The following is a 24,314-nucleotide window of genomic DNA, read 5'->3' as shown; positions in this document are numbered from 1 at the left end:
CGTGGACAAGGTGGTCCTCACTTCCGGGCCTCAATGCGGCTCTGCTGGGCGACGGCGTACTCGTGGAGGAACCGGCCGGCGGCGTCCGCGGTGTCGAGCGGCTTCACGCCGGTCTCGTACGCGGCCACGACGGCGTCCCGCACCGCCCCGACGCTGGTGTCCCGGGCGACGGCGGTGGCGAGCTCACCCAGACCGCCGCACGGCACGACGGCCGTCGGCACACCGAGCCGGGCCGCCACCGCCAGGACGCCGGACTGGCTGGCGACCCCGTACGGGGCGACGACGACGTCGGCCGCCGCGACCAGCGCGGTGAACTCGTCCACGTCCAGGTAGCGATAGGCGGTCGTCACCGGCGCCCCGGTCTGCGCGATGAGCGCGTCCACCTGTCGGCCCAGCCCGAGGTCCTCGCCGACCACCGCTCCCCGCCAGTCGGGCAGCTCCGCCAGGACCCGGACGAACAGCTCCGGATTCTTGTCGGCGCGGACCTGACCGGGCAGGAGGGCGAGCGGGCCCCCGTCCGGCGTCAGCTCGGCACGCCAGCGCTCTACGAGCGCCGGCGCCGGGGGCGGGGTCCACTGCACCAGGGGAACCCGGGCGACGTTCGCCACGCCTCGGTCGAGCAGCTTCTGCCGGTCGGCCTCGGAGTAGACGAGGATCCGGTCGGAGCCCTCGAGTGCGCTGCGCAGCGCGCGGCCGCCGCCGGGGGCGTTCGACCGGACGAACGTGTTGTGCGGGCTGGTGACGACGGTCGCGGCGCGGTGCCGGGCCACCGAGAGCAGTTCCGGGGTCAGCGCGAACATGCCCTGGATGTGGACGACGTCCCGCGCGTCGATCACCCGGCGCAGGTGCGGCAACGTCCGCAGGACGTACCGCGCCGACGTTCTCGCCTGCCGGACGACCCGGTTGGCGGAGGCACGGTGCCAGGTGATGCACCGGCACAGGCGTACCGGGGTGGGCGCCTGGTCGCAGTCGTCGGCGGTGTGGACGACGACGTCCACACCGAGGTCCGCCAGGCCGGCGGCGACCTCGACGGAGTGGTTGAAGACCCCGCCCCGGCCGCCCGACTCGATGAGGTGGACGCGGCGGATCACGACGCCGCCTTCCGGTCGGCGAGGCCGGCCACGGAGTCGACCACCGGACCGATCGTCCGGGACCAGCCGAGCGCCTCGCAGCGCTGCCACCCGGTGTGTTCCCGCGCGTGGCGCGCCGGCAGGTTCCGCAGCGCGTCGACAACCGCCTTCGCGAAGGAATGCGGCTCGTCGCCCACCCAGTAGGCGTCGGCGTCCCGTACGGCGTCCGGCAGGCCCTGGGCGGCGAACGGGGTCATCACGACCGACCGGCCCCGTGACATCGACTCGGTCAGTTTGAGCTGCGAGCCGCCCCCGGTGGTGGCCGGCGCGACCGTCACCGCGGCTCCGGAGTAAGCCGCCGCCACGTCGTCGAGCGTGCCGAAGACGGTCACCCCGGGGACACCGCCGAAGTCGGGGGCCAGCGCCTCGCTCCGCCGGCCGGCGATGAGGAGCCGGGCCTCGAGGGACTCGGCGCGGACGAGAGGCCAGACGTCCCGCACCAGCGTCCGCAGCGCCAGCACGTTCGGCTCGTAGTCGTACGACGCTAGCGCGAGGACGTACCCGTCCGGCGGCGACGGGTGGTAGGGCCGGATGTCCACGCCGTTCGGAGCGAGGACGGCGTGACGGGTCCACCCGCGCAGCACGTCCAGGTCCGGCTGGGAGAGCGCGACGCAGAGGGCGGCACGGGCGGCGACCCGGGGCTCCCAAAAGCCCGCCTTGGTCGCCTCGGCGCGACGGGCCATCCGCTGCCATCCGTGGGCCGACGTCACCAGTGTCTGGAGGCGGTGGCTCTCGATGTTGGCGAACTCGACGATGTGCGGCACATGCCGGGACGCCGCGGGCCCCCACGCCGCCAGGTAGGAGTGAGACCAGTACACGGCATCGGGCCGGAACTCGGCGCAGAGCGTGCCGAGGGAGTCGGCGACCGGCACCATGTAGTGCCCGCCCAGGTGGGGCCGGCCGGACGCCCGGGTGCGGACCGCCGACGGCGGCGACCACGGCAGCGGGCGGGTCTCGACCGGCGGGTCCGGTTGCCGGGTGCCGTGGTCGGGGAACGTGACCAGCACCTCGACGTGACGGCTCAGCGCCTCGGCCACCCTGGCCGTCCGGATACGCCCGCCGTGCTGCGCCGGCCAGGGCGGTTCGACGCTCACCACCAGGACCCGGCTCATGCCGGCGCTCCGCCGCGCTCCGTGGCGGCCTGGAGCACCAGGGCGCCGAGGCTGATGATCTGCTCGCTCATGCCCGAACCACCCGACATCCCCGTGTTCGACCGCGACGCGGTCGGCGATCATTGCTCATGGCCCGCTATCGCCTGCGGGCCAGTTCGGTCTCCAGCAGCGTGCGCAGCAGCACGCCACGCCCCTCCCAGCCGTGCTCCGCCGCGCTCGCCATCCGGTCGGTCACGACGGTGTCGGTGACCGGCTGGAGCAGGTCCACCAGCCGCGCCGCGAAGTCGTCGCCACCGGCCACCGTCACGTGCGAGTTGGCGCGCGCCAGCTCGGTCACCGACGGAAGCCCCGTGCTCAGCACCGCCAGGCCGGAGGACAGGTACTCGAAGCACTTCAGCGGACTGACGCCCAGCGTGTAGTCGTTGATCTCGTACGGGATGAGCCCCGCCGCGCACGTGCCGGCGACCTCGGCGAGCTGGGCGGGCGTGAGGACGCCTAGATGGCGGGCCCCCAGCTCCTCAAGACGTCGCAGCTCCGCGTCGAAGCTGCCCCCACCAGCCGCGAGCGGACCGGCCAGCAGCAGCTCACCGCGCCCGCGTAGGGCGGTGGCGATCGACTCGAGGATCCGCATGTCGAGCTTGTAAACGGTGAGGTTCCCGGAGAAGAGGACGGCGGGACGGCGCTCGCCCGCCGGCCGGCTCGCCGCCGTGAAGACCGACACGTCTGCGACGTTCGGCAGCAGCTCGATCCGGGGGAAGCCGGCGTCGGCGAGGTGGTCCTGGACCGCCTTGCTGGTGGCGATGGCGACCGCCGTGCGCGACGACAGGGACCGTTCACCGCGGCCAACGGCGACGCCGTCCACGCCGGGGAAGGTCGCCAGCAGGTCCACGCAGTGGTAGATGACGACGTCCGCCGAGGCCTCCAGGCCGTACGTGACCGGCGTGAACGTCCAGAGCACACGCGGACGCGGGCTCGCGAGCCAGTCGCTCGTGGCCCTCCGGAGGAGGGCCCGGTTGATGGGGAACGTCGGCGTCCGGTGCACCGGAAGCACCAGCGGCGACACGATCTCCGCGCCGGCCGGGCGGGGTCGCTGCGCCGGGGCCTCCTCCCGGTCGCCCAGTGCCCTCCGCACCCGCGAGGCCATCCGGACCACGTCGTCCCGCCGGAGCTTGGGCCGACGCAGGCCCAGCGACTCGACGAACGTCACCTTGCTGGTACGAGCCAGTTCACGAGCGACGTAGTGCTGGTTGGTCGCGATCGGGGAGTCCCACTCCGCCGTTCCCAACATCAGCACGTTCGCCACCGGAACGTCGCCGAGTCGGGCCTGCTCCGGCACTGATGCCGTCACCATAAAGTCATCTCCAGCTCGCAGTGCTCTGAGCCCGGCGCAAGATTAAGGGAGTCGGCAGGGGAAGCCAATACTGGGGACGCGGCCGCCGGCGGGGCGTCCTGGCCGGCTACGCCTCGTCGGCCAACCAGGCGGCGATGTTCGCCTGGAAGGCCTGCGGGGTGAACCGTTGGGCGTTGGCCATGGTCGCCGATACGGACAGGTGCGCCGCCTGCCGGATGGGGTCCACGTACGCGGCTGGGTCGGCGGCGTTGAGAAGGAAGCCGGTCTCGCCCGTGACCACGGTCTCCAGCAGCCCGCCGCGGGCCCAGCCGACGACCGGCGTACCGCAGGCCTGTGCCTCCACCGGGATCATGCCGAAGTCCTCGAGCGCCGGATAGAGCAGCGCGATCGCGCCCCAGTAGAGCTCGCGGAGCCGCTCCGTCGACGGCCGGAACTCGAACTCGACCGGCACGTCGGCGCGGGCGGCGAGGCGGCGCAGGTTCTCCTCCTCCGGCCCGCCGCCGGCGATCACCAGCGGCAGACGGGCCGCCGCGGCGATCTCGATCATCAGGTCGAAGTTCTTGTACGGGATCCAGCGGCCGACGCCCAAGAGGTAGCGACGATCCTGGTTCCGCACCTCCGGCGGGGCCGCCCCGAAGTAGTCCACCTCGACCGGCGGGTTGATCACCCGGGCGTCGCGTCCCCAGAAGCGGCGGATCCGGGCCTGCACCTCCAGCGAGTTGGCCGCGTAGCTGTGGACGTGCCGGCTCAGCCGCCGGTCCCCGGCCTGAAGCACGGCGCGCATCGGCGCGAGCATGGCATTCCCGCCGCGCTGGTCCAGGTCGGGACTCCACACGTAGCGGGCCGGTGAGTGCACGTAGCTCAGGTGGCGGGTCTGCTCCGGGTCACCGATCTTGACGGTGTGCGCGAAGGCGTGACTCGACGAGATGACGAAGTCGTACTTCTTGCGGGTCAGTGTCCGCCAGGTCAACGGCATGAGCGGGAGCGCGAGGGCCTTGTTGCGCTTCAGCGGGGTCTTCGCCATCCACGACTCGTGGATCTCCTGGTCCGCCGTGGCGTCGTCGTCCTTCCAGAGGACGAAACGGTCCGCGTGCGGCACGACCTCGGCCATGCTGAGGAAGACCTGCTCAGAACCACCGGTGGCACCAAACCACTCGTGGATCAGTGCGACGGAATGGTCGGCGAGGGGCCGGAGCGCGGCATCTGGTGTGGACGAGGTGAGGCTCATCGGGCTTTCCCCTACACGGCCGGTCGCCCGGTCGCGGTCGCTGGAACAGGAATTCGGACTGAACGGTGACGTGTCCCCACAGACGCGGTCAGAAGACGACGACGTCCCGGATGTAGCTGGCGAAGCGCCGCAGCTGGTAGGCCTCCGGCACGGGGGAGGTCATCCGGACCACGACCTGGCGGTTGACCAGCCCTGCTTCGCCGCTACGGAAGTAGGCGACGACGACCAGGCCGTGTCGCTTCGCACCGTCGACCTCGATGATCTGCTCCGCGTAGCTGGCGTACTGGCCACTGCGGATCCACTGCGCGCCCCAGGCCTCCTCGACGGCACGCATGGCGTTCTGCCACTGTTCGCTGCACGGCTCGGGGCAGTTCCGCACGATCAGCTCGCCGCCGGTCATCTCGCTGCCCGACGCCGAGTTGCCGCAGGTGTGCTTCACGAACCCGTCGGCACGGGCGGCGAGCGTGCACTTCCAGTTCGTCGGGACCTTGACCGGGAAGCCGACGCCTTCGAGGTCGGTGAGCGTCCGCACCCGGTCCCGCTCGGTGAACCTCGGCCACTGCGTCGGCCAGGCGCCCGGCTTAGGCGGCTCGATGCCCGGTGACTGGGGCGGTGCCGTCGGCACCGCCGGCGGCACCGGGTTGCTGCTGGCCGCCACCGGCGGCGTCGGGTCGTCGTCCGAGCCCGACCAGACTGCCACGCCACCGGCGCTCGCGAGCACCACCAGGACCAGCGCGGCGATCCCGATCCAGAGACCGGCCCGCCGACGGGGTGGCTCGGAGGGCGTGATGCGGCGGACCGGCGAGGCGAACGGGTCGCGGGACGGGACGTCGGCCGGCGCGCTGTGCGGGACCGGACTGCGCGGGGACGGCGCCGGCGCGACCTCCGGCGCCACCGGCGAGGCCGGAGCGCCCGAGATCGGGTGCGGGGCCGCGGACACCGGCTGACCGGCGACGCCGCTCGCCTGCGGCGCCCACGGCGCCTGCGCCGGGCCCGACCCGGGCGCCCCGGACACCGGCTGCGGCGGCGCGGAGAACGGCGGGGCGGAGGTCGGGGACACGGCCGTCGGGACCGGGGTGTACTCCACGCCGAGGGCCCGGAAGAGTTTCTCCGCGCCGGGGCCCACCTCGGCCGCATACGCCACCCAGGGCGCGTCGGCCGCGAAGTCGGCGTACGTGTAGGGCAGCCCATCCGGCGCCTGCGCCAGCGAGTTCGCGACGCCGGTGAAGGCCTCCCGCCAGCCCGGCGCGGTGGCCACGGCGGCGTCCAGCACCGCCACGGTGACGAAGCGGCCCTGGTCGTCGATCGCCGCCCAGGCCTTCCCCACCGGAGACCCGCCCAGCGCGTGGGTGAACCTGTACGGGCCTTCCGGCTGCATACGCGCACTCCTCCGTCGAACCGCCGTGCGGATAGTACCGACCAGCGTCGAGCGCGGCGGGCCCTGGCCGGCCCTCCACTTACGGACCGGACCGCCGGTTGCTTCCTGAAAGTTTTCATGCATAGAGTCACCTCATGAATGACGGAACTGTCGTGGCTCCCGAGGACCGGGTGCTGGACCTGTTCCAGGGGGTCCGCCTCACCCCCACGCAGCGTCGGATCGCGCACTGTCTCGTGCAGCACGGCCCGGCCGTGGCGTACCTGTCGGCCGCCGAGGTGGCCGAACTGGCCGGGGTCAGCCAGCCGTCGGTCACCCGGTTCGCGATGGCGCTCGGCCACGACGGCTACCCCGCCCTGCGCCGCCGCCTCCGCGAGCTGACCGTCGGCTCGGCCGACGGTGGCGGCGACGCGGGCAACGAGCTCCAGCAGGCGGTACGCGCCGAGATCGGGAACCTGGACCGGCTCGCCGGCCAGCTCGCCGACCGGGACCGGATCGCCGACACCGGGCGGCTGCTCGCCGCGAGCCGCCCGCTGCCGGTGCTCGGCCTGCGCGCCGCCGCACCCCTCGCCGCGTACTTCGCGTACTTCGCGGCGAAGGTCCACCCGGACGTGCGGGTGCTCGACGACGGCGGCAGCCTGCTCGCCGACCGCCTGGAGCAGGCCGCCGAGGCCGGAGCGCGCGCCCTGCTGGCCTTCGTGCTCCCCCGCTACCCCCGCGAGACCCTGGACGCCCTGCGGGATGCCCGGGACGCCGGACTGACCGTCGTCGCCATCACCGACTCGCCGGTCAGCCCGGCCGCCGAGCACGCCGACGTGGTCCTCCCGGCCGCCGTCGGCGCCCAGCTCGTGTTCGACCTGCACACCGCCCCGATGACCCTGGCCATGGTGCTGCTCCAGGCGATCTGCGACGCCGCACCCGCCGAGAGCCAACGCCGGTTGGAGGCGTTCGAAGCCTCCGCCGCCCGTCGTCAGTTGTTCCTCGGTTAGGAGGAGTTCCCATGACGCAGCCCGTCCGCGCCGCGCGCGGCACCGAACGCACCGCCCGTGGTTGGCCGCAGGAGGCCGCGCTTCGGATGCTGATGAACAACCTCGATCCGGAGGTGGCCGAACGCCCCGAGGACCTGGTGGTCTACGGGGGCACCGGGAAGGCCGCGCGGGACTGGCCGTCGTACCACGCGCTGGTGCGGACGCTCACCGACCTGCGCGAGGACGAGACGATGCTGGTGCAGTCCGGCCGGCCGGTCGGCGTCATGCGCACCCACGAGTGGGCGCCGCGGGTGCTGCTGGCCAACTCGAACCTGGTGGGCGACTGGGCGACCTGGCCGGAGTTCCGCCGCCTCGAACAGCTCGGCCTGACGATGTACGGGCAGATGACCGCCGGATCCTGGATCTACATCGGCACGCAGGGCATCCTCCAGGGCACCTACGAGACGTTCGCCGCGGTCGCGGCCAAGCTCGCCGGCGCCCGCGGCGACGGGCAGCAGGTCGGCGCCGGCTCGCTGGCCGGGACGCTGACGCTGACCGGCGGCTGCGGCGGGATGGGCGGGGCGCAGCCCCTCGCCGTCACGATGAACGGCGGCGCCTGCCTGATCGTCGACGTGGACCGCACCCGGCTGGAGCGCCGGGTGCACGACCGCTACCTGGACGAGGTCGCGGACTCCCTCGACGACGCGGTGAAGCGGGTGCTGGCCGCCAAGCGGGAGCGCCGGGCCCTGAGCGTCGGCGTGGTCGGCAACGCCGCCACCGTCTTCCCCGAGCTGCTCCGGCGCGGCGTCGCGATCGACATCGTCACCGACCAGACCAGCGCCCACGACCCGCTGTCGTACCTGCCGGAGGGGGTCGAGCTGGCCGATGCCCGGGACTACGCGGCGGCCAAGCCGGCCGAGTTCACCGACCGGGCCCGCGCGTCGATGGCGAAGCACGTCGAGGCGATGGTCGGCTTCCTCGACGCCGGCGCCGAGGTCTTCGACTACGGCAACTCGATCCGGGGCGAGGCGAGGCTCGGGGGCTACGAGCGGGCGTTCGACTTTCCGGGCTTCGTGCCCGCGTACATCCGGCCGCTGTTCTGCGAGGGCAAGGGCCCGTTCCGGTGGGCCGCGCTCTCCGGCGACCCCGCCGACATCGCCGCCACCGACCGGGCGATCCTCGACCTGTTCCCGGAGAACGAGTCCCTCGCGCGGTGGATCCGGATGGCCGGCGAGCGGGTGGCCTTCCAGGGCCTGCCGGCGCGGATCTGCTGGCTGGGCTACGGCGAGCGGGACAAGGCCGGCGTCCGGTTCAACGAGATGGTCGCCTCCGGTGAGCTGTCCGCGCCGGTCGTCATCGGCCGCGACCACCTGGACTGCGGCAGCGTCGCCAGCCCGTACCGGGAGACCGAGGCGATGGCCGACGGCTCGGACGCGATCGCCGACTGGCCGCTGCTCAACGCGCTGGTCAACACGGCCAGCGGGGCGTCCTGGGTGTCCATCCACCACGGCGGCGGCGTCGGGATCGGCCGGTCCATCCACGCCGGCCAGGTCTGCGTCGCCGACGGCACCGCCCTCGCCGGGCAGAAGATCGAGCGGGTGCTCACCAACGACCCGGCGATGGGCGTCATCCGGCACGTCGACGCCGGCTACGACGACGCCCGCGAGGTCGCCGAGCGCACCGGCGTGCGGGTGCCGATGGCCGAGGGGCCGGCGTGAGGGAGCGGAGCGAGGTGGCGGCGTGAGTGACCTGGCGACCCGGTTCCGGGAGCTGTGGGACGAGATCACCCCGGTCGGGCGGGACGCCGGCAGCGGCGGGTACCTGCGGTACGCGCTGACCGAGCCGGAACTGCGCCTGCGCGGGTGGTTCCACGCGCAGGCCGAGCGGCGCGGCATGCCGGTCATCGACGACGGCAACGGCAACCTGTTCGCCTGGTGGGGTGACCCGGAGGCCGGGGACGCGGTGCTGACCGGGAGCCACTTCGACTCGGTGCCGCACGGCGGGGCGTACGACGGCCCGCTCGGCATCGTCAGCGCCTTCCTCGCCGTGGACGAGCTGCGCGCGGCGGGCGTCACGCCGACCCGGCCGGTCGCGGTGGCGGCGTTCGTCGAGGAGGAGGGGGCGCGGTTCGGCGTACCCTGCTTGGGGTCGCGCCTGCTCACCGGGGCGCTGCCGGCCGACCGCGCGGCCGGGCTGCGCGACATGAACGGGGTGAGCTTCGCCGAGGCGCTGGGCGCCCGGCCGGCGGGCGCCCGGCCGGAGTTGCTCGGCCGCTTCGCGGCGTTCGTCGAGCTGCACGTCGAGCAGGGCCGCGCGCTGGTCGACCAGGACGCGCCGGCCGCGGTCGCCAGCGCGATCTGGCCGCACGGCCGCTGGCGCTTCGACTTCACCGGCGAGGGCAACCACGCGGGCACGACCCGGATGGCCGACCGCCGCGACCCCATGCTCACGTACGCGTTCACGGTCCTCGCCGCGAACAAGGAGGCCCGGCTGCGCGGCGCCCACGCCACCGTGGGGCGGGTGTCGGTCGAGCCGAACGCCACCAACGCGATCCCGTCGAAGGTGACCGGCTGGCTGGACGCCCGTGCGGCGGAGCCGGAGACCCTCGCCGGGCTGGTCGAGGCGGTCCACGGCAAGGCTGCCGAGCGGGCCCGGCGCGACGGCACCGAGGTGGCGCTAACCGAGGAGTCGGCGACCCCGCTGGTCGCGTTCGACGGCGGGCTGGCCGGCCGGCTCGCGGCGCTGCTCGACGCGCCGGTGCTGCCCACCGGGGCCGGTCACGACGCGGGAGTGCTCGCCGGGCACCTGCCGACGGCGATGCTCTTCGTGCGCAACCCGACCGGTGTCTCGCACTCCCCCGCCGAGTCGGCCACCGACGACGACTGCGCCGCCGGGGTGACCGCCCTCGCCCGGGTGCTGGAGGAGCTGACATGACCCGTTGGCTCGCCGAGTACGCCTGGCTGCCCGACCACGCCGAACCCACGCCCGACGTGCTGATCGAGACCGACGACGGGCGGATCACCGGCGTCACCCCGCTGACCGCCGGTAGCCGGCCGCCCGCCGGGGTCGAGGTCCTCACCGACGCGGTACGGCTGCCCGGGCTCACCCTGCCCGGCCTGGCCAACGCCCACTCGCACGCCTTCCACCGGGCCCTGCGCGGGCGGACCCACGGCGGGCGCGGCGACTTCTGGACCTGGCGCGACGTCATGTACACGGTCGCGGGTCGGCTCGACCCCGACTCGTACCTGGCCCTGGCCCGGGCCGTCTACGCCGAGATGGCGCTGGCCGGGATCACCTGCGTCGGCGAGTTCCACTACCTGCACCACGGGCCGGGCGGCAAGCCGTACGACGACCCGAACGCGATGGGCGCGGCGCTGGTAGAGGCGGCCGCGCACGCCGGCATCCGGCTCACCCTCCTGGACACCGCGTACCTGACCGCGACGGTGGACGGGCAGCCGCTGGTCGGCCCCCAGCGGCGCTTCGGCGACGGCGACGCGCTGCGCTGGGCGCAGCGGGTGGACGCGTTCACGCCGGACAACGCGCACGCGCGGGTCGGCGCGGCGATCCACTCGGTCCGCGCGGTGCCGGCCGACCAACTGGCCACCGTGGCCGGCTGGGCGGACCGCCGGGGCGTGCCGCTGCACGTGCACCTCTCCGAGCAGCCCGCCGAGAACGACGCCTGCCGGGCCGTGCACGGCTGCTCACCGACCCGCCTGCTCGCCGACCGCGGCGTCCTCGGCCGGCACACGACCGCCGTCCACGCCACCCATCCCACCAGCGCCGACGTGACACTGCTCGGGGACAGCGGGACCGGGATCTGCCTCTGCCCCACCACCGAACGGGACCTCGCCGACGGGATCGGTCCGGCACGCCGGATGGCCGAGGCGGGCAGCCCGCTCAGCCTCGGCAGCGACAGCCACGCCGTGGTCGACCTCTTCGAGGAGGCGCGCGCCGTGGAGCTGGACGAACGGCTGCGCACCCGCAAGCGGGGCCACTTCACCGCCGACGAGCTGTTCACCGCCGCCACCGCCGCCGGGCACGCCGCGCTGGGCTGGGGCGACGCCGGCCGGCTGTCGGTCGGCGACCGGGCCGACCTGGTGACCGTACGACTGGACGGCGCCCGCACCGCCGGCGTACCGCCGGTGGGGGCGTTCTTCGCGGCGAGCGCGGCCGACGTCACCCAGGTCGTGGTGGACGGCCGGGTCGTGGTGCGCGACGGCCGGCACCTGACCGTGGACGTGCCCACCGAGCTGCGCGCCGCCATCGCGGAGGTGACCTCGTGAGCAGCCTGCTGGTGGACAACATTGGGGAGCTGGTCACCAACTCCGAGGGCGGCGCCGGGCCGCTCGGCCTCCGCCGGGACGCCGCGCTGCTGGTCGAGGACGGCCTGGTGGCCTGGATCGGCCCGGCCCGGGACGCGCCGGCCGCCGACCGGCGGATCGACGCCGAGGGGGCGGCGGTGCTGCCCGGCTTCGTGGACAGCCACGCCCACCTGGTCTTCGCCGGGGACCGGGCCGCCGAGTTCGCCGCCCGGATGGCCGGCGAGCCGTACACCGGGGGCGGCATCCGCACCACGGTCGGCGCCACCCGCGCCGCCTCCGACGACGAGCTGCGGGCCACCGTACGCCGGCTGCGCGGCGAGGCGCTGCGGCAGGGCACCACCACCATCGAGATCAAGAGCGGGTACGGCCTCACCGTCGCCGACGAGGCCCGCTCCCTGCGGATCGCCGCCGAGGTGAGCGAGGAGACCACGTTCCTCGGGGCGCACGTCGTCCCGGCCGAGTACGCCGACCGCCCCGACGACTACGTGGGTCTGGTGTGCGGGCCGATGCTCGCCGCGGCGGCACCGTACGCCCGCTGGGTCGACGTCTTCTGCGAGCGGGGCGCCTTCGACGTGGACCACGCCCGGGCGATCCTCGCCTGCGGGCAGGCAGTCGGGCTGGGTGTGCGGGTGCACGCCAACCAGCTCGGCCCGGGGCCGGGTGTGCGGCTCGGGGTCGAGCTGGGCGCGGCCAGCGTCGACCACTGCACCCACCTCACCGACGCCGACGTCGACGCGCTGGCGTCGACCCGGATCGACTGCATGTGCGCCGAGGGGAGACACACCGCGACGGTGGCGACGCTGCTGCCCGGGGCCGAGTTCTCCACCCGGTCGCCGTACCCGGATGCCCGTCGGCTGCTCGACGCCGGTGTGACCGTGGCGCTCGCGACGGACTGCAACCCCGGGTCGTCGTACACGTCCTCGATGCCGTTCTGCATCGCACTCGCCGTACGCGAGATGCGGATGACTCCGGCGGAGGCCGTCTGGGCCGCGACCGCCGGCGGCGCGCGGGCGCTGCGCCGCGACGACGTCGGTCGGCTGCGACCCGGCGCGCGGGCCGACCTGATGATCCTCGACGCCCCGTCCCATCTGCACCTGGCCTACCGGCCGGGAGTCCCACTGATCCGCCAGGTCCTGCACAACGGAGTACCGCAATGACCGTAGTCATCCAGCCCACCGGGGTCTCCCCCGCCGACGTGCTCGCCGTGGCCCGTGGCACCGCCAAGGTAGTCCTCGACCCCGCGGCGATCGACGCGATGGCCACCAGCCGGTCCATCGTGGACGGAATCGAGGCCGCCGGCCGGCCGGTCTACGGCGTCAGCACCGGCTTCGGGGCGCTCGCCAACACGTTCGTCGCGCCCGAGCGGCGTGCCGAACTCCAGCACGCGCTGATCCGCTCGCACGCCGCCGGGGTGGGCGCGCCCATGCCGCGCGAGGTCGTGCGGGCGATGATGCTGCTGCGGGTACGCTCCCTCGCGCTCGGCCGCTCCGGCGTCCGGCCGCTGGTCGCCGAGGCGCTGGTCGACCTGCTCAACCACGAGGTGACCCCGTGGGTGCCGGAGCACGGCTCGCTGGGTGCCTCCGGTGACCTGGCACCCCTCGCCCACTGCGCCCTGGTGCTGCTCGGGGAGGGGTGGGTGCTCGGTCCGGCCGGCGAGCGCATCCCCGCCGACGAGGCCCTGCGCCGGGTCGGGCTGCGGCCGATCGAGCTGGCCGCCAAGGAGGGGCTGGCGCTGATCAACGGCACCGACGGCATGCTGGGCATGCTGCTGCTGGCGATCCACGACGCCGCGCACCTGTTCACCATGGCCGACGTCACCGCCGCCCTGGCCATCGAGGCGATGCTCGGCTCGGAGCGGCCCTTCCTGCCGGAGCTGCACGCCATCCGCCCGCACCCCGGGCAGGCCGCCTCGGCGGCCAACATCCACCGGCTCCTCCAGAGCTCGGCGGTGATGGACTCGCACCGCGACGACCTCGCGCACGCCGTGCAGGACGCGTACTCGATGCGGTGCGCTCCCCAGGTCGCCGGCGCCGCCCGCGACACCCTCGACTTCGTCCGCCAGGTGGCCGACCGGGAACTGGTCTCGGTGGTGGACAACCCGGTGGTGCTGCCGGACGGCCGGGTCGAGTCGACCGGGAACTTCCACGGCGCGCCGCTGGGCTTCGGCGCGGACTTCCTGGCCGTCGCCGCGGCGGAGGTCGGGGCGATCGCCGAGCGGCGGGTGGACCGGCTGCTCGACGTGACCCGGTCGCGGGACCTGCCCGCCTTCCTCTCCCCCGACGCCGGGGTGAACTCCGGGCTGATGATCGCCCAGTACACGGCCGCCGGGATCGTCGCGGAGAACCGCCGCCTCGCCGCGCCCGCCTCGGTGGACTCGCTGCCCACCAGCGGGATGCAGGAGGACCACGTGTCGATGGGCTGGGCGGCGACGAAGAAGCTGCGTACGGTCCTGGACAACCTGACCAGCCTGCTCGCGGTGGAGCTGCTCGCCGCGGTGCGTGGCCTCCAGCTGCGGGCGCCGCTGGAGCCGTCCCCGGCCGGTCGGGCCGCGATCGCCGCGCTGGGTGGCGTCGCCGGTGAGCCCGGCCCGGACGTGTTCCTCGCTCCGGTGATGGAGGCCGCCCGCGCCGTGGTCGCCGCGCCGGACCTGCGCGCCGCGATCGAACGCGAGGTGGGTTCCCTGGCCTGATCGGACAGTCAGTCACTGGTGTTAGCTTCCACGCCATGATCGCCGATCAGCACCTCGACGAGGAGGACCTTCGGGACGAGGTCCGCTCCTTCGTCCGGCGACAGGTCGCCCTGGCGGACCTGCCGGCAGCGGCGATCATCGCCGAGACGACGGATCGCCGCTCTGCACCTGCCGTGGATGCCGGCGGCGACCCACGTGCGCCTGACCACCGACGCCGGCTCGGTCACCGTACGGCGCGAGGGCGACCGGCTGATCGCGACCCTGAGATCCCGCCCATGACCGTCGACCGGTACGCGGCGACGGCCCTGGTCCGGCGGTTGCACGGGGACGTGGCGCGGCCGACGGCCGACGCCGGCGCGACTTCCTGGAGGTCACCCACCAGCTCTCGCGGGACCGCGGCACGGGAAACCGCCTCTGGCCGGAGACCCCGGACCCGGCCACGGCGACGTCGCGCGGCCGGCACGTGACCGTCGCCCAGGCGGAACGCATGGTCACCATCTTGGGGACCGGGGACCGCGTCGCGGGTCGAGGAACTCGGCGACCTCGTCACCGAGTCGTGGTGACCGCCGGGCCTGCCACGCGGACGCCGGCTCAGGCCGGCGGGAGGACCTTGGCCACCAGTTTGGCCAGGTCCCGCAGCGCCTTGCCCCGGTGGCTGATCGCGTCCTTCTCCTCCGGCGTCAGCTCGGCGTTGGTGCGGTCCTGCCCGTCGCCCAGGAAGATCGGGTCGTAGCCGAAGCCGCCGTCGCCACGCGGCGCCCGCAGCAGGCGGCCGGACTGCCGGCCGTCGACCAGGTGCTCCTTCCCACCGGGCAGCACCAGCGCCACCGTGCAGACGAACGAGGCACCCCGGTGCTCGTCCGGCAGGTCGGCGATCTGGTCCAGCACCAGCTGGAGGTTGGCCTGGTCGTCACCGTGCCGCCCGGCCCAGCGGGCGCTGAAGACCCCCGGCATGCCGTTGAGGGCGTCCACGGCCAGCCCCGAGTCGTCCGCGATCGTCGGCAGGCCGGTGCGGCGGCAGCCCTCCCGCGCCTTGATCAGCGCGTTCTCGCCGAAGGTGAGGCCGGTCTCCGGCAGCTCCGGGTACTCCTCGACGTCGTCCAGGCCGAGCAGGGCGATCCGGTGGGCGCCCAGCGCGCCGTCGAGGATGCGCTGCAGCTCGGTGAGCTTCTTGCGGTTCCGGGTGGCGAGCAGGACCTTGTTCATGCTGAAACACCTCTGTTCGCGACTGCGGGGCTCGCAAGCTCGACGAGCATTCCGGCTCGGCCGCGTCCCACGCGAGCCGCCCCGGAATGCTCGCTCCTCGCGCTCACGAGAGTGCCTTCCGCTGGGCTTCGGCCAGTTCCACGCAGCCGGCGACGGCCAGGTCGAGCAGGGCGTCCAGCTGCTCGCGGGCGAACACGCCCGCCTCACCGGTGCCCTGCACCTCGACGAACTCGCCGGTGCCGGTGCAGACCACGTTCATGTCGACCTCGGCGGCCACGTCCTCGTCGTAGTTGAGGTCGAGCCGCGGCTCACCGGCGATGACACCGACGCTGACCGCCGCCACCGAGCGGTGCATCACCTTCTCCGGCTTGCCGGCGAGGGCCTTGCGCTGGCCGAGCCAGGTCACCGCGTCGTGCAGCGCCACGTAGGCGCCGGTGATCGCGGCGGTGCGGGTGCCGCCGTCGGCCTGGAGCACGTCGCAGTCGAGCACGACGGAGTTCTCGCCGAGTGCCTTGAGGTCGATGGACGCCCGCAGGCTGCGGCCGATCAGGCGGGAGATCTCGTGCGTCCGCCCGCCGACCTTCCCCTTCACGCTCTCCCGGTCGGAGCGGGTGTTCGTGGCGCGGGGCAGCATCGCGTACTCGGCGGTGACCCAGCCGAGCCCGGAGCCCTTGCGCCAGCGCGGCACCCCCTCGGTGACGCTCGCGGTGCACAGCACCCGGGTCGCGCCGAACTCCACGAGCACGGAACCCTCCGGGTGCGTGCTCCAGCCTCGGGTCAGGGTCACCGGTCGGAGTTGGTCGGGCAGCCGCCCGTCAGGTCGCGCCATGCCCTGCACCCTATGTGGTGCCGTGATCGAAGCGCCCCGGGGTGTCCCGACCCGGCGTCAGGCGGCCGCCGCCGCGGGGCTCGCCGGCGGCCGCTCCTCCGGCGGGCCGACCACCCGTGCCGGCTGCTCCGGGCCGGCCACGTTCCCGGACCGGCGTGGCGCGGGCGCGGGCGCGCCGTGCATCCGCAGGAAGCCGGCCACCGACGCCGGCCAGCCGAACTCCTCGGCCCGGGCCCGCGCCGCCCGCCGTCGCTCCTCCTCGGGCCGGGCGAGCAGCCGCCGTACCGCCTCGGCCAGCGACGCCGCCGAACCGTACGCGGCGAGCCCGGCCGAGCCGACCACCTCCGGCAGGGCGCTGGCCGCGTTCACCACGACCGGGGTGCCGCAGGCCAGCGCCTCCAGCCCGGCCAGGCCGAACGTCTCCACCGGCCCGGGTGCCAGCACCACGTCGGCGCTGGCGAGCAGGGCGGCGACCACCTCCCGGTCGGGCAGGAAACCGGTGAACGTCACCGGCAGCCCCTCGGCGCGCCGGACCAGCGCCGGGCGCAGCGGCCCGTCCCCCACCATCACGAGGACGGCGGGCACGCCGGCGCGGCGCAGCTCGGCGAGCGCGTCCACGGCCAGCTCCGGCCGCTTCTCCACCGACATCCGGGCACAGTGCACCAGCAGGACCTCGGTCGCGTCCGCGTACCGCTCGCGCTGCGCCGCGTCCGCCCGGTCCGGCCGGAACGTGTCCAGGTCCACCCCGAGCGGCACCAGCTCGACCGGCGCGGCGATCCGGTCGAACTCCTCGGCCGCCCAGCGGGTGGTGCAGACGATCCGGTCGTACGACCGCGCGGTCTCCCGGTTGAGCCGGTCGGCGACCCGGCGCCGCAGCGGGTGCGGCACCCGCCACTCGCCGAGCAGCCCGGTGAGGGACTCGTGGGAGACCATCAACGAGGGCACCCGGTGCGCCCGTGCCCAGACGCCGGTCCAGCGCAGCGTCGAGCGGTCGGACACCTCCAGCCGGTCCGGTGCCAGCCCGGCCAGCGCGCGGGCGACCCGGCGGCGGTCGGTCAGCAGCCGGTACCCGCCGGTCCGGGGCACCTCCGCGCCGGCGAGGGTGATGACCCGCCCCCACGGGTGCCGCTCGTCGGCGTCCCGCGGCCCCGGCACCACCAGCACCGGGTCGTGGCCGGCCGCCAGGTAGCCCGTACCGAGGTGGCGCAGCGCCGTCCGGAGCCCGCCGGAGCGACCGGTGACGAAGTTCGCCAGCCGGACGATCCGCAGGCCGCTCACGACGGCACCGTCCGGGCCCCGCCGCGCCGCCGGACGGGACGTCGCCCGGTCACGACGCCGCCGGCAGGTCGAGCGCCGCCGCGCCCGCCCGCACCGCCTGGTAGTGGCCGATCAGCTCGTCCCCGACCGCCGTCCAGCTCCGGCGGCTCACCGCCGCGCGGCCCGCCTGCCCGTACGCCAGCCGGCGCGACCCGTCGGCGGCGAGCGCGGCGACGGCGCCGGCCAGCGCGTCGGTGTCGTCCGGCGGCACCAGCGTCCCGGTCACCCCGGTCTCCACCAGGTCGACCGGCCCGCCGGCGGCCGGGGCCACCACGGGTACGCCGCTGGCCAGCGCCTCCTGGATCGTCTGGCCGAAGGTCTCGTGCGGTCCGGTGTGCACGAAGACGTCGAGGCTCGCGTACAGGCGGGCGAGGTCCTCGCCGTGCTGCACGCCGAGGAACGTCACGTCGGGCAGGGCCTTCTCCAGTTGCCGGCGCGCCGGGCCGTCCCCGGCCACCACGACCCGTGCGCCGGGCAGGGCGGCGGTGGCCGCGAGCAGGTCGACCCGCTTCTCCGGGGCGAGCCGGCCGACGTACCCGACCAGCAGTTCGCCGTGGGGCGCGAGGGTGCGCCGCAGGTCCTCGCACCGCTTCGCCGGCTGGAACCGCTCGGCGTCGACACCGCGACGCCACAGCCAGATCCGCTGCACGCCGTTCGCGATGAGGTCGGCGGCGGCCCGGGTGGAGGGCGCGAGCGTGCGGTTGACGGAGTTGTGGATCTCGCGGAGCCGGCGCCAGGCCGCGGCCTCGCCCCAGCCGACCCGGTACGCGCGGGCGTACGAGGCGACGTCGGTCTGGTAGACGGCGACGGTCGGGATGCCGTGCCGCACGGCCAGCGCCGCGGCCCGCGCCCCGAGGACGAACGGGCTGGCCAGGTGGACGACGTCCGGGGCGTACGACAGCAGCGCGCCGGCCAGCCGGGCCGGCGTGGGTACGCCCAGCCGGAAGCCCTGGTAGCGCGGCAGGGGGACGCTCGGGATCCGGACCACCGGGTACGGGTACCGGTCGGATTCGTGCCGGTGCGACCCGGGCGGCGCCGGCGCGACGACCACCGGCTCGTGGCCGCGGGCGACGAGGTGTTCCGCCGCCCGGACCACCGAGTGTGCGACACCGTTCACGTCCGGCGGGAACGACTCGGTGACGATGGCGATGCGCATGCCCCTCACCGTGCGGGTGCCACGGGTGCGCCAGACGACGGGACATTGACCGCCCGGCGAACAGTTCGGCAAGAGCGGCCCCGCGCGGGCGGGTGTCAGATCTCGTAGCTGGCGCCCGGCCGGACGACCTCGAGCGGACCGGCGTACGCGGCGGACGCGGACGCGACGGTGTGCGCCTCGCTGCCCCAGGCCGCCACCAGGTGGGTCAGCAGCAGCCGGCCGACGCCCGCCTTGGTGGCCGCCTCGCCCGCCTCCCGGCCGGTGAGGTGCAGGTCCGGCGGGTTGTCCACCCCGTCGAGGTAGCTAGCCTCGCAGAGGAACACGTCCGCGTCCTGGGCCAGCCGCAGCAGGGCGTCGCACGGCGCGGTGTCCGACGAGTAGCAGAGGACCCGTTCGCCGTGCTCCAGCCGCACCCCGTACGTCTCGATCGGGTGGTTGACCCGGTCGACCGTGACGGTCAGCGGGCCGATCGGGAAGGTCCCCGGCTGGAGTGCGTAGAACTGGTAGACGTCCTCGACGGTGGTGTCCTCCTGCCCGTACGCGGCGGCGAGCCGGTCGGGCGCGCCGGCCGGGGCGTACACCGGCAGCGGCGGGTACGGGCCGTCGGGGGCGTAGCGGCGCACGACCACGTACGACGCGGCGTCGAGGATGTGGTCGCAGTGCAGGTGGGTGAGCAGGATGGCGTCGGGGGCGTGCAGCCCCGCGTACCGCTGGAGGGTGGACAGCGACCCGGAACCGAAGTCCACCAGGAGCTTGAAGCCCTCGGCCTCGACCAGGTACGCCGAGCAGGGGGCCTCGGGGCCGGGGAAGCTCCCCGCGCAGCCCAGGACGGTCAGTCGCATCGAGTTGTCTCGCTGTCACTTTGCGTAGCTGCCGCGCCGGCCGTCTCTCCGCGGAACATGATCTCTACCGACGCGTACGCCACGCTGCGCAGCCTACGCTCGCGTACGCGAACGCATGAATCATCCGCCGGAAGATGTCACGAACGTGACACCCGCTCCCGGTGCGCGCCCCGCCGAACCAACCGGTACGGCCACACCGGGTGCACACACCGCGATGCGACGGGGCGCCGGCACGGTCGTCCGGCGCCCCGTTCGCGGTGCTCGTCCGGTCAGGCCCAGAGCTGGCCCTCCAGGGCGTCCTCGGCGTCGGCGAGAGTGCCGCCGTACGCCCCGGTCGACAGGTACTTCCAGCCGCCGTCGCAGACCACGAAGGCCACGTCGGCGCGACGACCCTCGCGGACCGCCTCGTGCGCCACCGCCAGGGCGGCGTGCAGGATCGCGCCGGTGGAGAAACCGGCGAAAATGCCCTCCACCTCCACGAGCTGGCGCGTACGCAGCACCGCGTCCCGCGTCCCGACGGAGAAGCGCCGGGTCAGCACGGTGGCGTCGTACAGCTCCGGCACGTAGCCCTCGTCGATGTTGCGCAGCCCGTAGACCAGCTCGCCGTAACGCGGCTCGGCCGCGACGACCTGGATGCCCTCGACCTTGTCGCGCAGGTAGCGCCCGGTGCCCATGAGCGTGCCGGTGGTGCCGAGACCGGCCACGAAGTGGGTGATCGTGGGCAGGTCGTGCAGCAGCTCGGGACCGGTGGTCTCGTAGTGGGCGCGGGCGTTGGCCTCGTTGCCGTACTGGTAGAGCATCACCCAGTCGGGGTGCTCGGCGGCGATCTGCTTCGCCGTGGCGACCGCCTGGTTCGAGCCACCCGCCGCCGGCGAGAAGATGATCTCCGCCCCGTACATTCGCAGCAGCTGGACCCGCTCGGTGGAGACGTTCTCCGGCATCACGCAGACCAGTCGGTACCCGCGCAGCTTCGCCACCATGGCCAGCGAGATGCCGGTGTTGCCGCTGGTCGGCTCCAGGATGGTGTCACCCGGCCGGAGCCGGCCGGCCTCCTCGGCCGCCCGGACCATGAACAGGGCCGCCCGGTCCTTGATGCTGCCGGTCGGGTTCCGGTCCTCCAGCTTGGCCCACAGCCGCACCGGCGGCGCCCCGTCGGGCACCGTCGGCGAGAGCCGGGGCAGCCCGACCAGGGGCGTGCCGCCGCAGGCGTCGAGGAGGCTGTCGTACCGCGCCATGACGACCGCCCTCAGCGGGCGGCGACCGACGCGCCACGCGCGGAGCGCGTGGCGCCCGCCGCCGCACTGTGCTGCGCGATCGCGGCTGCCGCCGCGAAGCCGAACGCGCCGCCCGCGACGGCCGGCAGGATCGTCACGCTGTCGCCGTCGTTGAGCTTGGCGTCGAGCGCGCCGAGGAAGCGGACGTCCTCGTCGTTGACGTAGACGTTGACGAAGCGGTGCAGCGCGCCGGTCTCGGTGACCAGCCGGGCCTTCAGGCCGGCGTGCCGGGAGTCCAGGTCGGCGAGCAGGTCGCCCAGCGTGTCGCCGGCGCCCTCGACGACCTTCGCGCCGCCGGTGTAGCTGCGCAGGATGGTGGGGATGCGGACCTCGATGGCCATGATTGTCGTGCTCCTTGAGTCGGGTGTGCCGAAATGGTGACGGGACGTGACAGGGTGTTACGGCGCTGGATTCAGCGGCCGGAACACTCGTAGTCGACCGTCGCCGGGCTCTGCCCGAACATGTAGGACTGCACGGCGTGCGGGTCCACCCCCGGCTCCAGGATGCGGACCGGCTCCTCGGTGACCACGCCGTCGACGATCCGGAAGGAGCGGATCTCCTCGGTCTCGGGCTCGCGCGTGGAGACGAGCAGGTAGTGCGCGTTGGGCTCGCCGGCGAAGGAGATGTCGGTACGCGACGGGTACGCCTCGGTCGCGGTGTGCGAGTGGTAGATGACGACGGGCTCCTCGTCCCGGTCGTCCATCTCCCGCCACACCCGCAGCTGCTCCATCGAGTCGAACTCGTAGAACGTCATGGAGCGGGCGGCGTTGTCCATCGGGATGTGCCGGGCCGGGGTGTCGCTGCCGGCGGGGCCGGCGACCACGCCGCACGCCTCGTCGGGGTGGTCCCGACGCGCGTGGGCGACGATCGCGTCGACGATCGACCGGTCGATGCTCAGCACGCCGACCAGCCTAGCGCCTGCCCGCGCGGCCCTGCGAGGTGGCGGCGGTCACGAATCAGTCGATCAGGGCGTTGAGCAGGGATTCCTGGAGGTAACCCAGGTACGCGTAGACCGACAGCTGGAACACCCGGCTGGACGTCGGATCCTCGGCCACCGCGTCGTCCAGCTCGGCACCGAGGTCCGTGCCGTCCTTGATCTCCAACCGGACGCCCATCGCCAGGCGGGCGTCGTTGATCGCCCGCAGCCACGCCTCGGCCGCCTCGGCGTCGAGGCGCACCTCGCCGCCCGCCTCGTCGGGCAGCGCCGCGAGGATCGCGCCGGCCTGGTCGATCTTCGCCGTCTTCAGGTCGCCCTCGGTGTACCGGCGGAACTCGGCCGTGCCCGCGGCGTCCTCCGGGTAGACCTCCGGGAACAGCCGCCCGACCACCGGGTCGGAGTGGTCGAACCCGTCGGTCAGCAGGCCGACCACCTCGGAGGCCACCTTGCGCAACACCCGGACCTCGTCCACCGCGAAGGTGGCGACGTAGCGGTCGCCCTGGCGCCGGAACATGCTCACGCCCGATCCACCGTCGCCCAGAGACCGTACGCGTGCAGCTGCGACGCGTCGTGCTCCATGCGTTCGCGGGCGCCGCTCGAGACGACCGCCTTGCCCTTGTGGTGCACGTCAAGCATGAGCTGCTCGGCCTTCTCCCGGCTGTATCCGAAGAGCTTCTGGAAGACCCAGGTCACGTACGTCATCAGGTTGACCGGGTCGTCCCACACGATCGTCACCCACGGCCGGTCGGGCGCCGGCACCTCGTCGGTGTCCGGCGTCTCGACCGGTGCAACCTGCGGAGCCGCCATGCCCCCCATCGTGCCACCGGATCCGGGGAACCGAGGAACCGGAACGCCGGCCGGTCCCGGATCGGCGCCCCGACCGGGCGCGGAACCGGGGACGCCAGGCGGCGGCACCGGCATCAGGCGAGCAGGATGCCGTGGTCGACCGCATCGGAGAGCACCGCGTCCAGCGAGAGGCGGATCACCTCGAACCGCCGGGTCACCTCGCGGGTCAGCTCCAGCTCGACCTCCCGCAGCGCGCGCTGGGCCCACGCCCGCGCGGCGTTCGGGTCGTCGTTGCCGGGGCTGCGCCAGTGCTGCCAGCAGCCGCCGGAGAGGGCCACCGCCACCGGAGGAAGCACCTCGTCCCGCAAGCCCCCGGGATAGCCGGTCAGCGCGTCGATCGCGCCGGCGCCGGTCAGGCCGGCCACCCCACCGGTGCTGGTCACAAGGAGAACCCGGTCCAGTTCCTCGCCCGAGCGGTGGTCGGCCACGCCCCACCGCACCGCGTTGGCGATCCGCCGGCGGACACCCGGCGCCAGCGGCGCGCCGAACACCCGCCCGGCCGCCTCGTCGACCATGGTGCGGACGGCCTGGTCGCACTGCGCGGTGGCCAGCAGCGACAGGGCCTCCATCTCGCGGTCGAGCAGGTGCGGGAGGCCGGCGCAGCCGACCCCGAAGACGATCTCCTGCACCACCCGCAGGTGGATGTTCGCCAGCTCCAGGGCCAGATGCTGGCGGATGCGCCGCGCGGCCGAACGGGCCCGCCGGTCGAGCTGGTCGGACCACGGCCCCGGCTCCGGCAGCACCGGCACCCGACCGTGCGCCCCGGGCAGCACCGGCGGCGTGGCGCTAGCCCGCCGCAGCCCCTCGTCGGCGGCCCAGCCCACCAGCCCCCGCCGCAGGTCGTCGGCGTCGCCGGGGCTGACCGGGAACCACCGGGCACGGGCGAGGCCGGGCACCGCGGCGAGCAGTGCGGCCCGGTGCGCCGCCACGGTGACGGCGGCCGGGTCCACCGGGGCGACCGCCGACGGCCCGGTGGACCCGGCGTCGGCCGCACGGACGGACGCCCCCGTGTCCTCCGTCGTCGACCCGCCGTCGGGCGGGCACCAGCCACCCGCGCCCGGCGTCACGGCGAAGAAGACCTCGACCCGCGCGGCGGCGAGATCGGCGAGCAGGTGCAACTCGGCCGCGGTGAACGCCTGGTCGGCGGCGATCACGAAGAGCACCGCGCCGGCGCGGCCCGCCGCCTCCAGCAGCACCCGGCCGCCGGGGACACCGAGGCTGCCGGTGTCCGGGGTGTCCACCAGGGCGAAGTGCCGCAGCAGCGGCTCCGACACGCACAGCTCCACCCGGCGCGGCGGGCGGGCGAGCGCCGGCCCGGCGGCCAGCCGGTCGGCACCGTACGAGTGCGGCTGTCGGTAGCCGGGCACGTACGCGGCCCGGCTCGGTACCCGCGCGTGGCGGACGACCAGCCAACTGCCGGCGGGCACCGCGAGCATGGCGGGATCCAGCCGTAGCAGCGCGGCGAGCACCTCGGCCCGCCCCGCGCCGGCGGGGCCGGCGGCCACCACTGCCAGCGGCTCCTCGGCACCGGGCGCGGGCGCGCCCTGCCGGCTGGGCAGTGGCCGGCCGCGGGGCAGGTCGGCGGCGCCGTAAGGATCGCCCGACATGTCGACCGCGGGGAGCGGACCCGGCATCACAGGCGGCCTCCCAGTGCTGGTGACCGGCGGCGCCGGCCACGTGGAACTGTCCGGTTGTTGACCGGATGCCGGAAGAGTAAGGGCGACCCGGAACG

At 74.3% G+C, this 24,314-nt stretch carries 23 protein-coding genes; 6 read left to right on the top strand and 17 right to left on the bottom strand.

Annotated elements, in window-relative coordinates; all coding sequences use genetic code 11:
• Positions 1-17 precede the first annotated feature (17 nt).
• The 5 genes from HCJ94_RS09130 to HCJ94_RS09110 all read right to left on the bottom strand — a co-directional run bounded on the left by HCJ94_RS09130 (position 18) and on the right by HCJ94_RS09110 (position 6,199).
• Positions 18-1,091: a glycosyltransferase gene (locus HCJ94_RS09130; protein WP_168000525.1), complete on the bottom strand. Its 1,074-nt coding sequence runs from the start codon at positions 1,089-1,091 to the stop codon at positions 18-20.
• Complete coding sequence (locus tag HCJ94_RS09125) at positions 1,088-2,242, bottom strand: glycosyltransferase family 4 protein (protein ID WP_168000524.1); 1,155 nt, start codon at positions 2,240-2,242, stop codon at positions 1,088-1,090. The genes HCJ94_RS09130 and HCJ94_RS09125 overlap by 4 nt, the downstream gene beginning before the upstream one ends.
• Before the next feature lie 136 nt (positions 2,243-2,378).
• Complete coding sequence (locus HCJ94_RS09120) at positions 2,379-3,593, bottom strand: glycosyltransferase family protein (RefSeq protein WP_205800917.1); 1,215 nt, start codon at positions 3,591-3,593, stop codon at positions 2,379-2,381.
• Positions 3,594-3,699: 106 nt separating this feature from the next.
• Positions 3,700-4,821, bottom strand: a complete 1,122-nt coding sequence (locus HCJ94_RS09115) for a glycosyltransferase (RefSeq protein WP_168000523.1) — start codon at positions 4,819-4,821, stop codon at positions 3,700-3,702.
• Positions 4,822-4,909: 88 nt separating this feature from the next.
• Complete coding sequence (locus HCJ94_RS09110) at positions 4,910-6,199, bottom strand: hypothetical protein (RefSeq protein ID WP_168000522.1); 1,290 nt, start codon at positions 6,197-6,199, stop codon at positions 4,910-4,912.
• A 134-nt stretch (positions 6,200-6,333) separates the two neighbouring features.
• On the opposite strand from HCJ94_RS09110, the gene HCJ94_RS09105 reads away from it, so the two are divergent.
• From HCJ94_RS09105 to hutH, 6 genes are read left to right on the top strand one after another with little or no spacing between them, the layout of a single operon-like run.
• Positions 6,334-7,185: a MurR/RpiR family transcriptional regulator gene (locus HCJ94_RS09105; RefSeq protein WP_168000521.1), complete on the top strand. Its 852-nt coding sequence runs from the start codon at positions 6,334-6,336 to the stop codon at positions 7,183-7,185.
• Positions 7,186-7,196: 11 nt separating this feature from the next.
• Positions 7,197-8,882 carry a urocanate hydratase gene (hutU, locus tag HCJ94_RS09100; RefSeq protein WP_168000520.1) on the top strand — a complete coding sequence of 562 codons (1,686 nt, stop codon included), beginning with the start codon at positions 7,197-7,199 and terminating at the stop codon, positions 8,880-8,882.
• A 22-nt stretch (positions 8,883-8,904) separates the two neighbouring features.
• Positions 8,905-10,098: an allantoate amidohydrolase gene (locus HCJ94_RS09095; RefSeq protein ID WP_168000519.1), complete on the top strand. Its 1,194-nt coding sequence runs from the start codon at positions 8,905-8,907 to the stop codon at positions 10,096-10,098.
• The gene (locus HCJ94_RS09090) at positions 10,095-11,447 is read left to right on the top strand and encodes a formimidoylglutamate deiminase (RefSeq protein WP_168000518.1); all 1,353 of its coding nucleotides are present in this window, start codon (positions 10,095-10,097) and stop codon (positions 11,445-11,447) included. The genes HCJ94_RS09095 and HCJ94_RS09090 overlap by 4 nt, the downstream gene beginning before the upstream one ends.
• Entirely contained in the window at positions 11,444-12,643 is a 1,200-nt protein-coding gene (hutI, locus tag HCJ94_RS09085) for an imidazolonepropionase (protein WP_168000517.1), read from the top strand. Before HCJ94_RS09090 ends, hutI begins: the two co-directional genes overlap by 4 nt.
• Complete coding sequence (gene hutH, locus HCJ94_RS09080) at positions 12,640-14,175, top strand: histidine ammonia-lyase (protein ID WP_168000516.1); 1,536 nt, start codon at positions 12,640-12,642, stop codon at positions 14,173-14,175. Before hutI ends, hutH begins: the two co-directional genes overlap by 4 nt.
• 8 nt (positions 14,176-14,183) lie before the next feature.
• Here hutH and HCJ94_RS09075 read toward each other — a convergent pair whose 3' ends face one another.
• From HCJ94_RS09075 to HCJ94_RS09020, 12 genes are all read right to left on the bottom strand, one after another.
• A complete protein-coding gene (locus HCJ94_RS09075) occupies positions 14,184-14,402 on the bottom strand; it encodes a hypothetical protein (protein ID WP_168000515.1) in 219 nt (72 codons plus the stop codon).
• Positions 14,403-14,766: 364 nt separating this feature from the next.
• Positions 14,767-15,381 carry an RdgB/HAM1 family non-canonical purine NTP pyrophosphatase gene (rdgB, locus tag HCJ94_RS09070; protein ID WP_168000514.1) on the bottom strand — a complete coding sequence of 205 codons (615 nt, stop codon included), beginning with the start codon at positions 15,379-15,381 and terminating at the stop codon, positions 14,767-14,769.
• Positions 15,382-15,484: 103 nt separating this feature from the next.
• Entirely contained in the window at positions 15,485-16,210 is a 726-nt protein-coding gene (gene rph / locus HCJ94_RS09065) for a ribonuclease PH (RefSeq protein ID WP_168000513.1), read from the bottom strand.
• A 57-nt stretch (positions 16,211-16,267) separates the two neighbouring features.
• A complete protein-coding gene (locus HCJ94_RS09060) occupies positions 16,268-17,488 on the bottom strand; it encodes a glycosyltransferase (protein ID WP_168000512.1) in 1,221 nt (406 codons plus the stop codon).
• 49 nt (positions 17,489-17,537) lie between these two features.
• Complete coding sequence (locus HCJ94_RS09055) at positions 17,538-18,683, bottom strand: glycosyltransferase family 4 protein (RefSeq protein ID WP_168000511.1); 1,146 nt, start codon at positions 18,681-18,683, stop codon at positions 17,538-17,540.
• Positions 18,684-18,778: 95 nt separating this feature from the next.
• The gene (locus HCJ94_RS09050) at positions 18,779-19,525 is read right to left on the bottom strand and encodes an MBL fold metallo-hydrolase (protein WP_168000510.1); all 747 of its coding nucleotides are present in this window, start codon (positions 19,523-19,525) and stop codon (positions 18,779-18,781) included.
• Between the two features lie 269 nt (positions 19,526-19,794).
• Complete coding sequence (locus tag HCJ94_RS09045; protein ID WP_168000509.1) at positions 19,795-20,760, bottom strand: PLP-dependent cysteine synthase family protein; 966 nt, start codon at positions 20,758-20,760, stop codon at positions 19,795-19,797.
• Between the two features lie 11 nt (positions 20,761-20,771).
• A complete protein-coding gene (locus HCJ94_RS09040; RefSeq protein ID WP_168000508.1) occupies positions 20,772-21,140 on the bottom strand; it encodes a MoaD family protein in 369 nt (122 codons plus the stop codon).
• A gap of 71 nt (positions 21,141-21,211) precedes the next feature.
• Entirely contained in the window at positions 21,212-21,700 is a 489-nt protein-coding gene (locus tag HCJ94_RS09035; RefSeq protein WP_168000507.1) for a M67 family metallopeptidase, read from the bottom strand.
• Between the two features lie 55 nt (positions 21,701-21,755).
• Positions 21,756-22,250 carry a DUF2017 domain-containing protein gene (locus HCJ94_RS09030; RefSeq protein WP_205800949.1) on the bottom strand — a complete coding sequence of 165 codons (495 nt, stop codon included), beginning with the start codon at positions 22,248-22,250 and terminating at the stop codon, positions 21,756-21,758.
• Between the two features lie 2 nt (positions 22,251-22,252).
• Positions 22,253-22,543 (bottom strand): ATP-dependent Clp protease adapter ClpS, encoded by a 291-nt coding sequence (gene clpS, locus HCJ94_RS09025; RefSeq protein ID WP_155333799.1) that lies wholly within the window; start codon positions 22,541-22,543, stop codon positions 22,253-22,255.
• 113 nt (positions 22,544-22,656) lie between these two features.
• The gene (locus HCJ94_RS09020) at positions 22,657-24,216 is read right to left on the bottom strand and encodes a hypothetical protein (protein WP_240944064.1); all 1,560 of its coding nucleotides are present in this window, start codon (positions 24,214-24,216) and stop codon (positions 22,657-22,659) included.
• Between the last annotated feature and the right edge of the window lie 98 nt (positions 24,217-24,314).

Origin of the sequence: Micromonospora thermarum (genome assembly GCF_012034245.1) — a bacterium.
GTDB classification, from domain to species: Bacteria; Actinomycetota; Actinomycetes; order Mycobacteriales; family Micromonosporaceae; genus Micromonospora; species Micromonospora thermarum.
The sequence above is the reverse complement of the archived record's forward strand: the minus strand, read 5'-3'. Positions and strand labels throughout refer to the sequence as shown.

Excerpts from the sequence above, each read along its gene's own strand:
- hutH (WP_168000516.1), top strand. The coding sequence starts at position 12,640 with ATGACCGTAGTCATCCAGCCCACCGGGGTCTCCCCCGCCGACGTGCTC.
- HCJ94_RS09105 (WP_168000521.1), top strand. The coding sequence starts at position 6,334 with ATGAATGACGGAACTGTCGTGGCTCCCGAGGACCGGGTGCTGGACCTG.
- HCJ94_RS09090 (WP_168000518.1), top strand. The coding sequence starts at position 10,095 with ATGACCCGTTGGCTCGCCGAGTACGCCTGGCTGCCCGACCACGCCGAA.
- rdgB (WP_168000514.1), bottom strand. The coding sequence starts at position 15,381 with ATGAACAAGGTCCTGCTCGCCACCCGGAACCGCAAGAAGCTCACCGAG.
- HCJ94_RS09040 (WP_168000508.1), bottom strand. The coding sequence starts at position 21,140 with ATGGCCATCGAGGTCCGCATCCCCACCATCCTGCGCAGCTACACCGGC.
- HCJ94_RS09110 (WP_168000522.1), bottom strand. The coding sequence starts at position 6,199 with ATGCAGCCGGAAGGCCCGTACAGGTTCACCCACGCGCTGGGCGGGTCT.
- HCJ94_RS09115 (WP_168000523.1), bottom strand. The coding sequence starts at position 4,821 with ATGAGCCTCACCTCGTCCACACCAGATGCCGCGCTCCGGCCCCTCGCC.
- rph (WP_168000513.1), bottom strand. The coding sequence starts at position 16,210 with ATGGCGCGACCTGACGGGCGGCTGCCCGACCAACTCCGACCGGTGACC.
- HCJ94_RS09055 (WP_168000511.1), bottom strand. The coding sequence starts at position 18,683 with ATGCGCATCGCCATCGTCACCGAGTCGTTCCCGCCGGACGTGAACGGT.
- HCJ94_RS09020 (WP_240944064.1), bottom strand. The coding sequence starts at position 24,216 with ATGCCGGGTCCGCTCCCCGCGGTCGACATGTCGGGCGATCCTTACGGC.
- HCJ94_RS09045 (WP_168000509.1), bottom strand. The coding sequence starts at position 20,760 with ATGGCGCGGTACGACAGCCTCCTCGACGCCTGCGGCGGCACGCCCCTG.
- HCJ94_RS09125 (WP_168000524.1), bottom strand. The coding sequence starts at position 2,242 with ATGAGCCGGGTCCTGGTGGTGAGCGTCGAACCGCCCTGGCCGGCGCAG.
- hutU (WP_168000520.1), top strand. The coding sequence starts at position 7,197 with ATGACGCAGCCCGTCCGCGCCGCGCGCGGCACCGAACGCACCGCCCGT.
- HCJ94_RS09120 (WP_205800917.1), bottom strand. The coding sequence starts at position 3,593 with ATGGTGACGGCATCAGTGCCGGAGCAGGCCCGACTCGGCGACGTTCCG.
- clpS (WP_155333799.1), bottom strand. The coding sequence starts at position 22,543 with ATGGCGGCTCCGCAGGTTGCACCGGTCGAGACGCCGGACACCGACGAG.
- HCJ94_RS09050 (WP_168000510.1), bottom strand. The coding sequence starts at position 19,525 with ATGCGACTGACCGTCCTGGGCTGCGCGGGGAGCTTCCCCGGCCCCGAG.
- HCJ94_RS09030 (WP_205800949.1), bottom strand. The coding sequence starts at position 22,250 with ATGTTCCGGCGCCAGGGCGACCGCTACGTCGCCACCTTCGCGGTGGAC.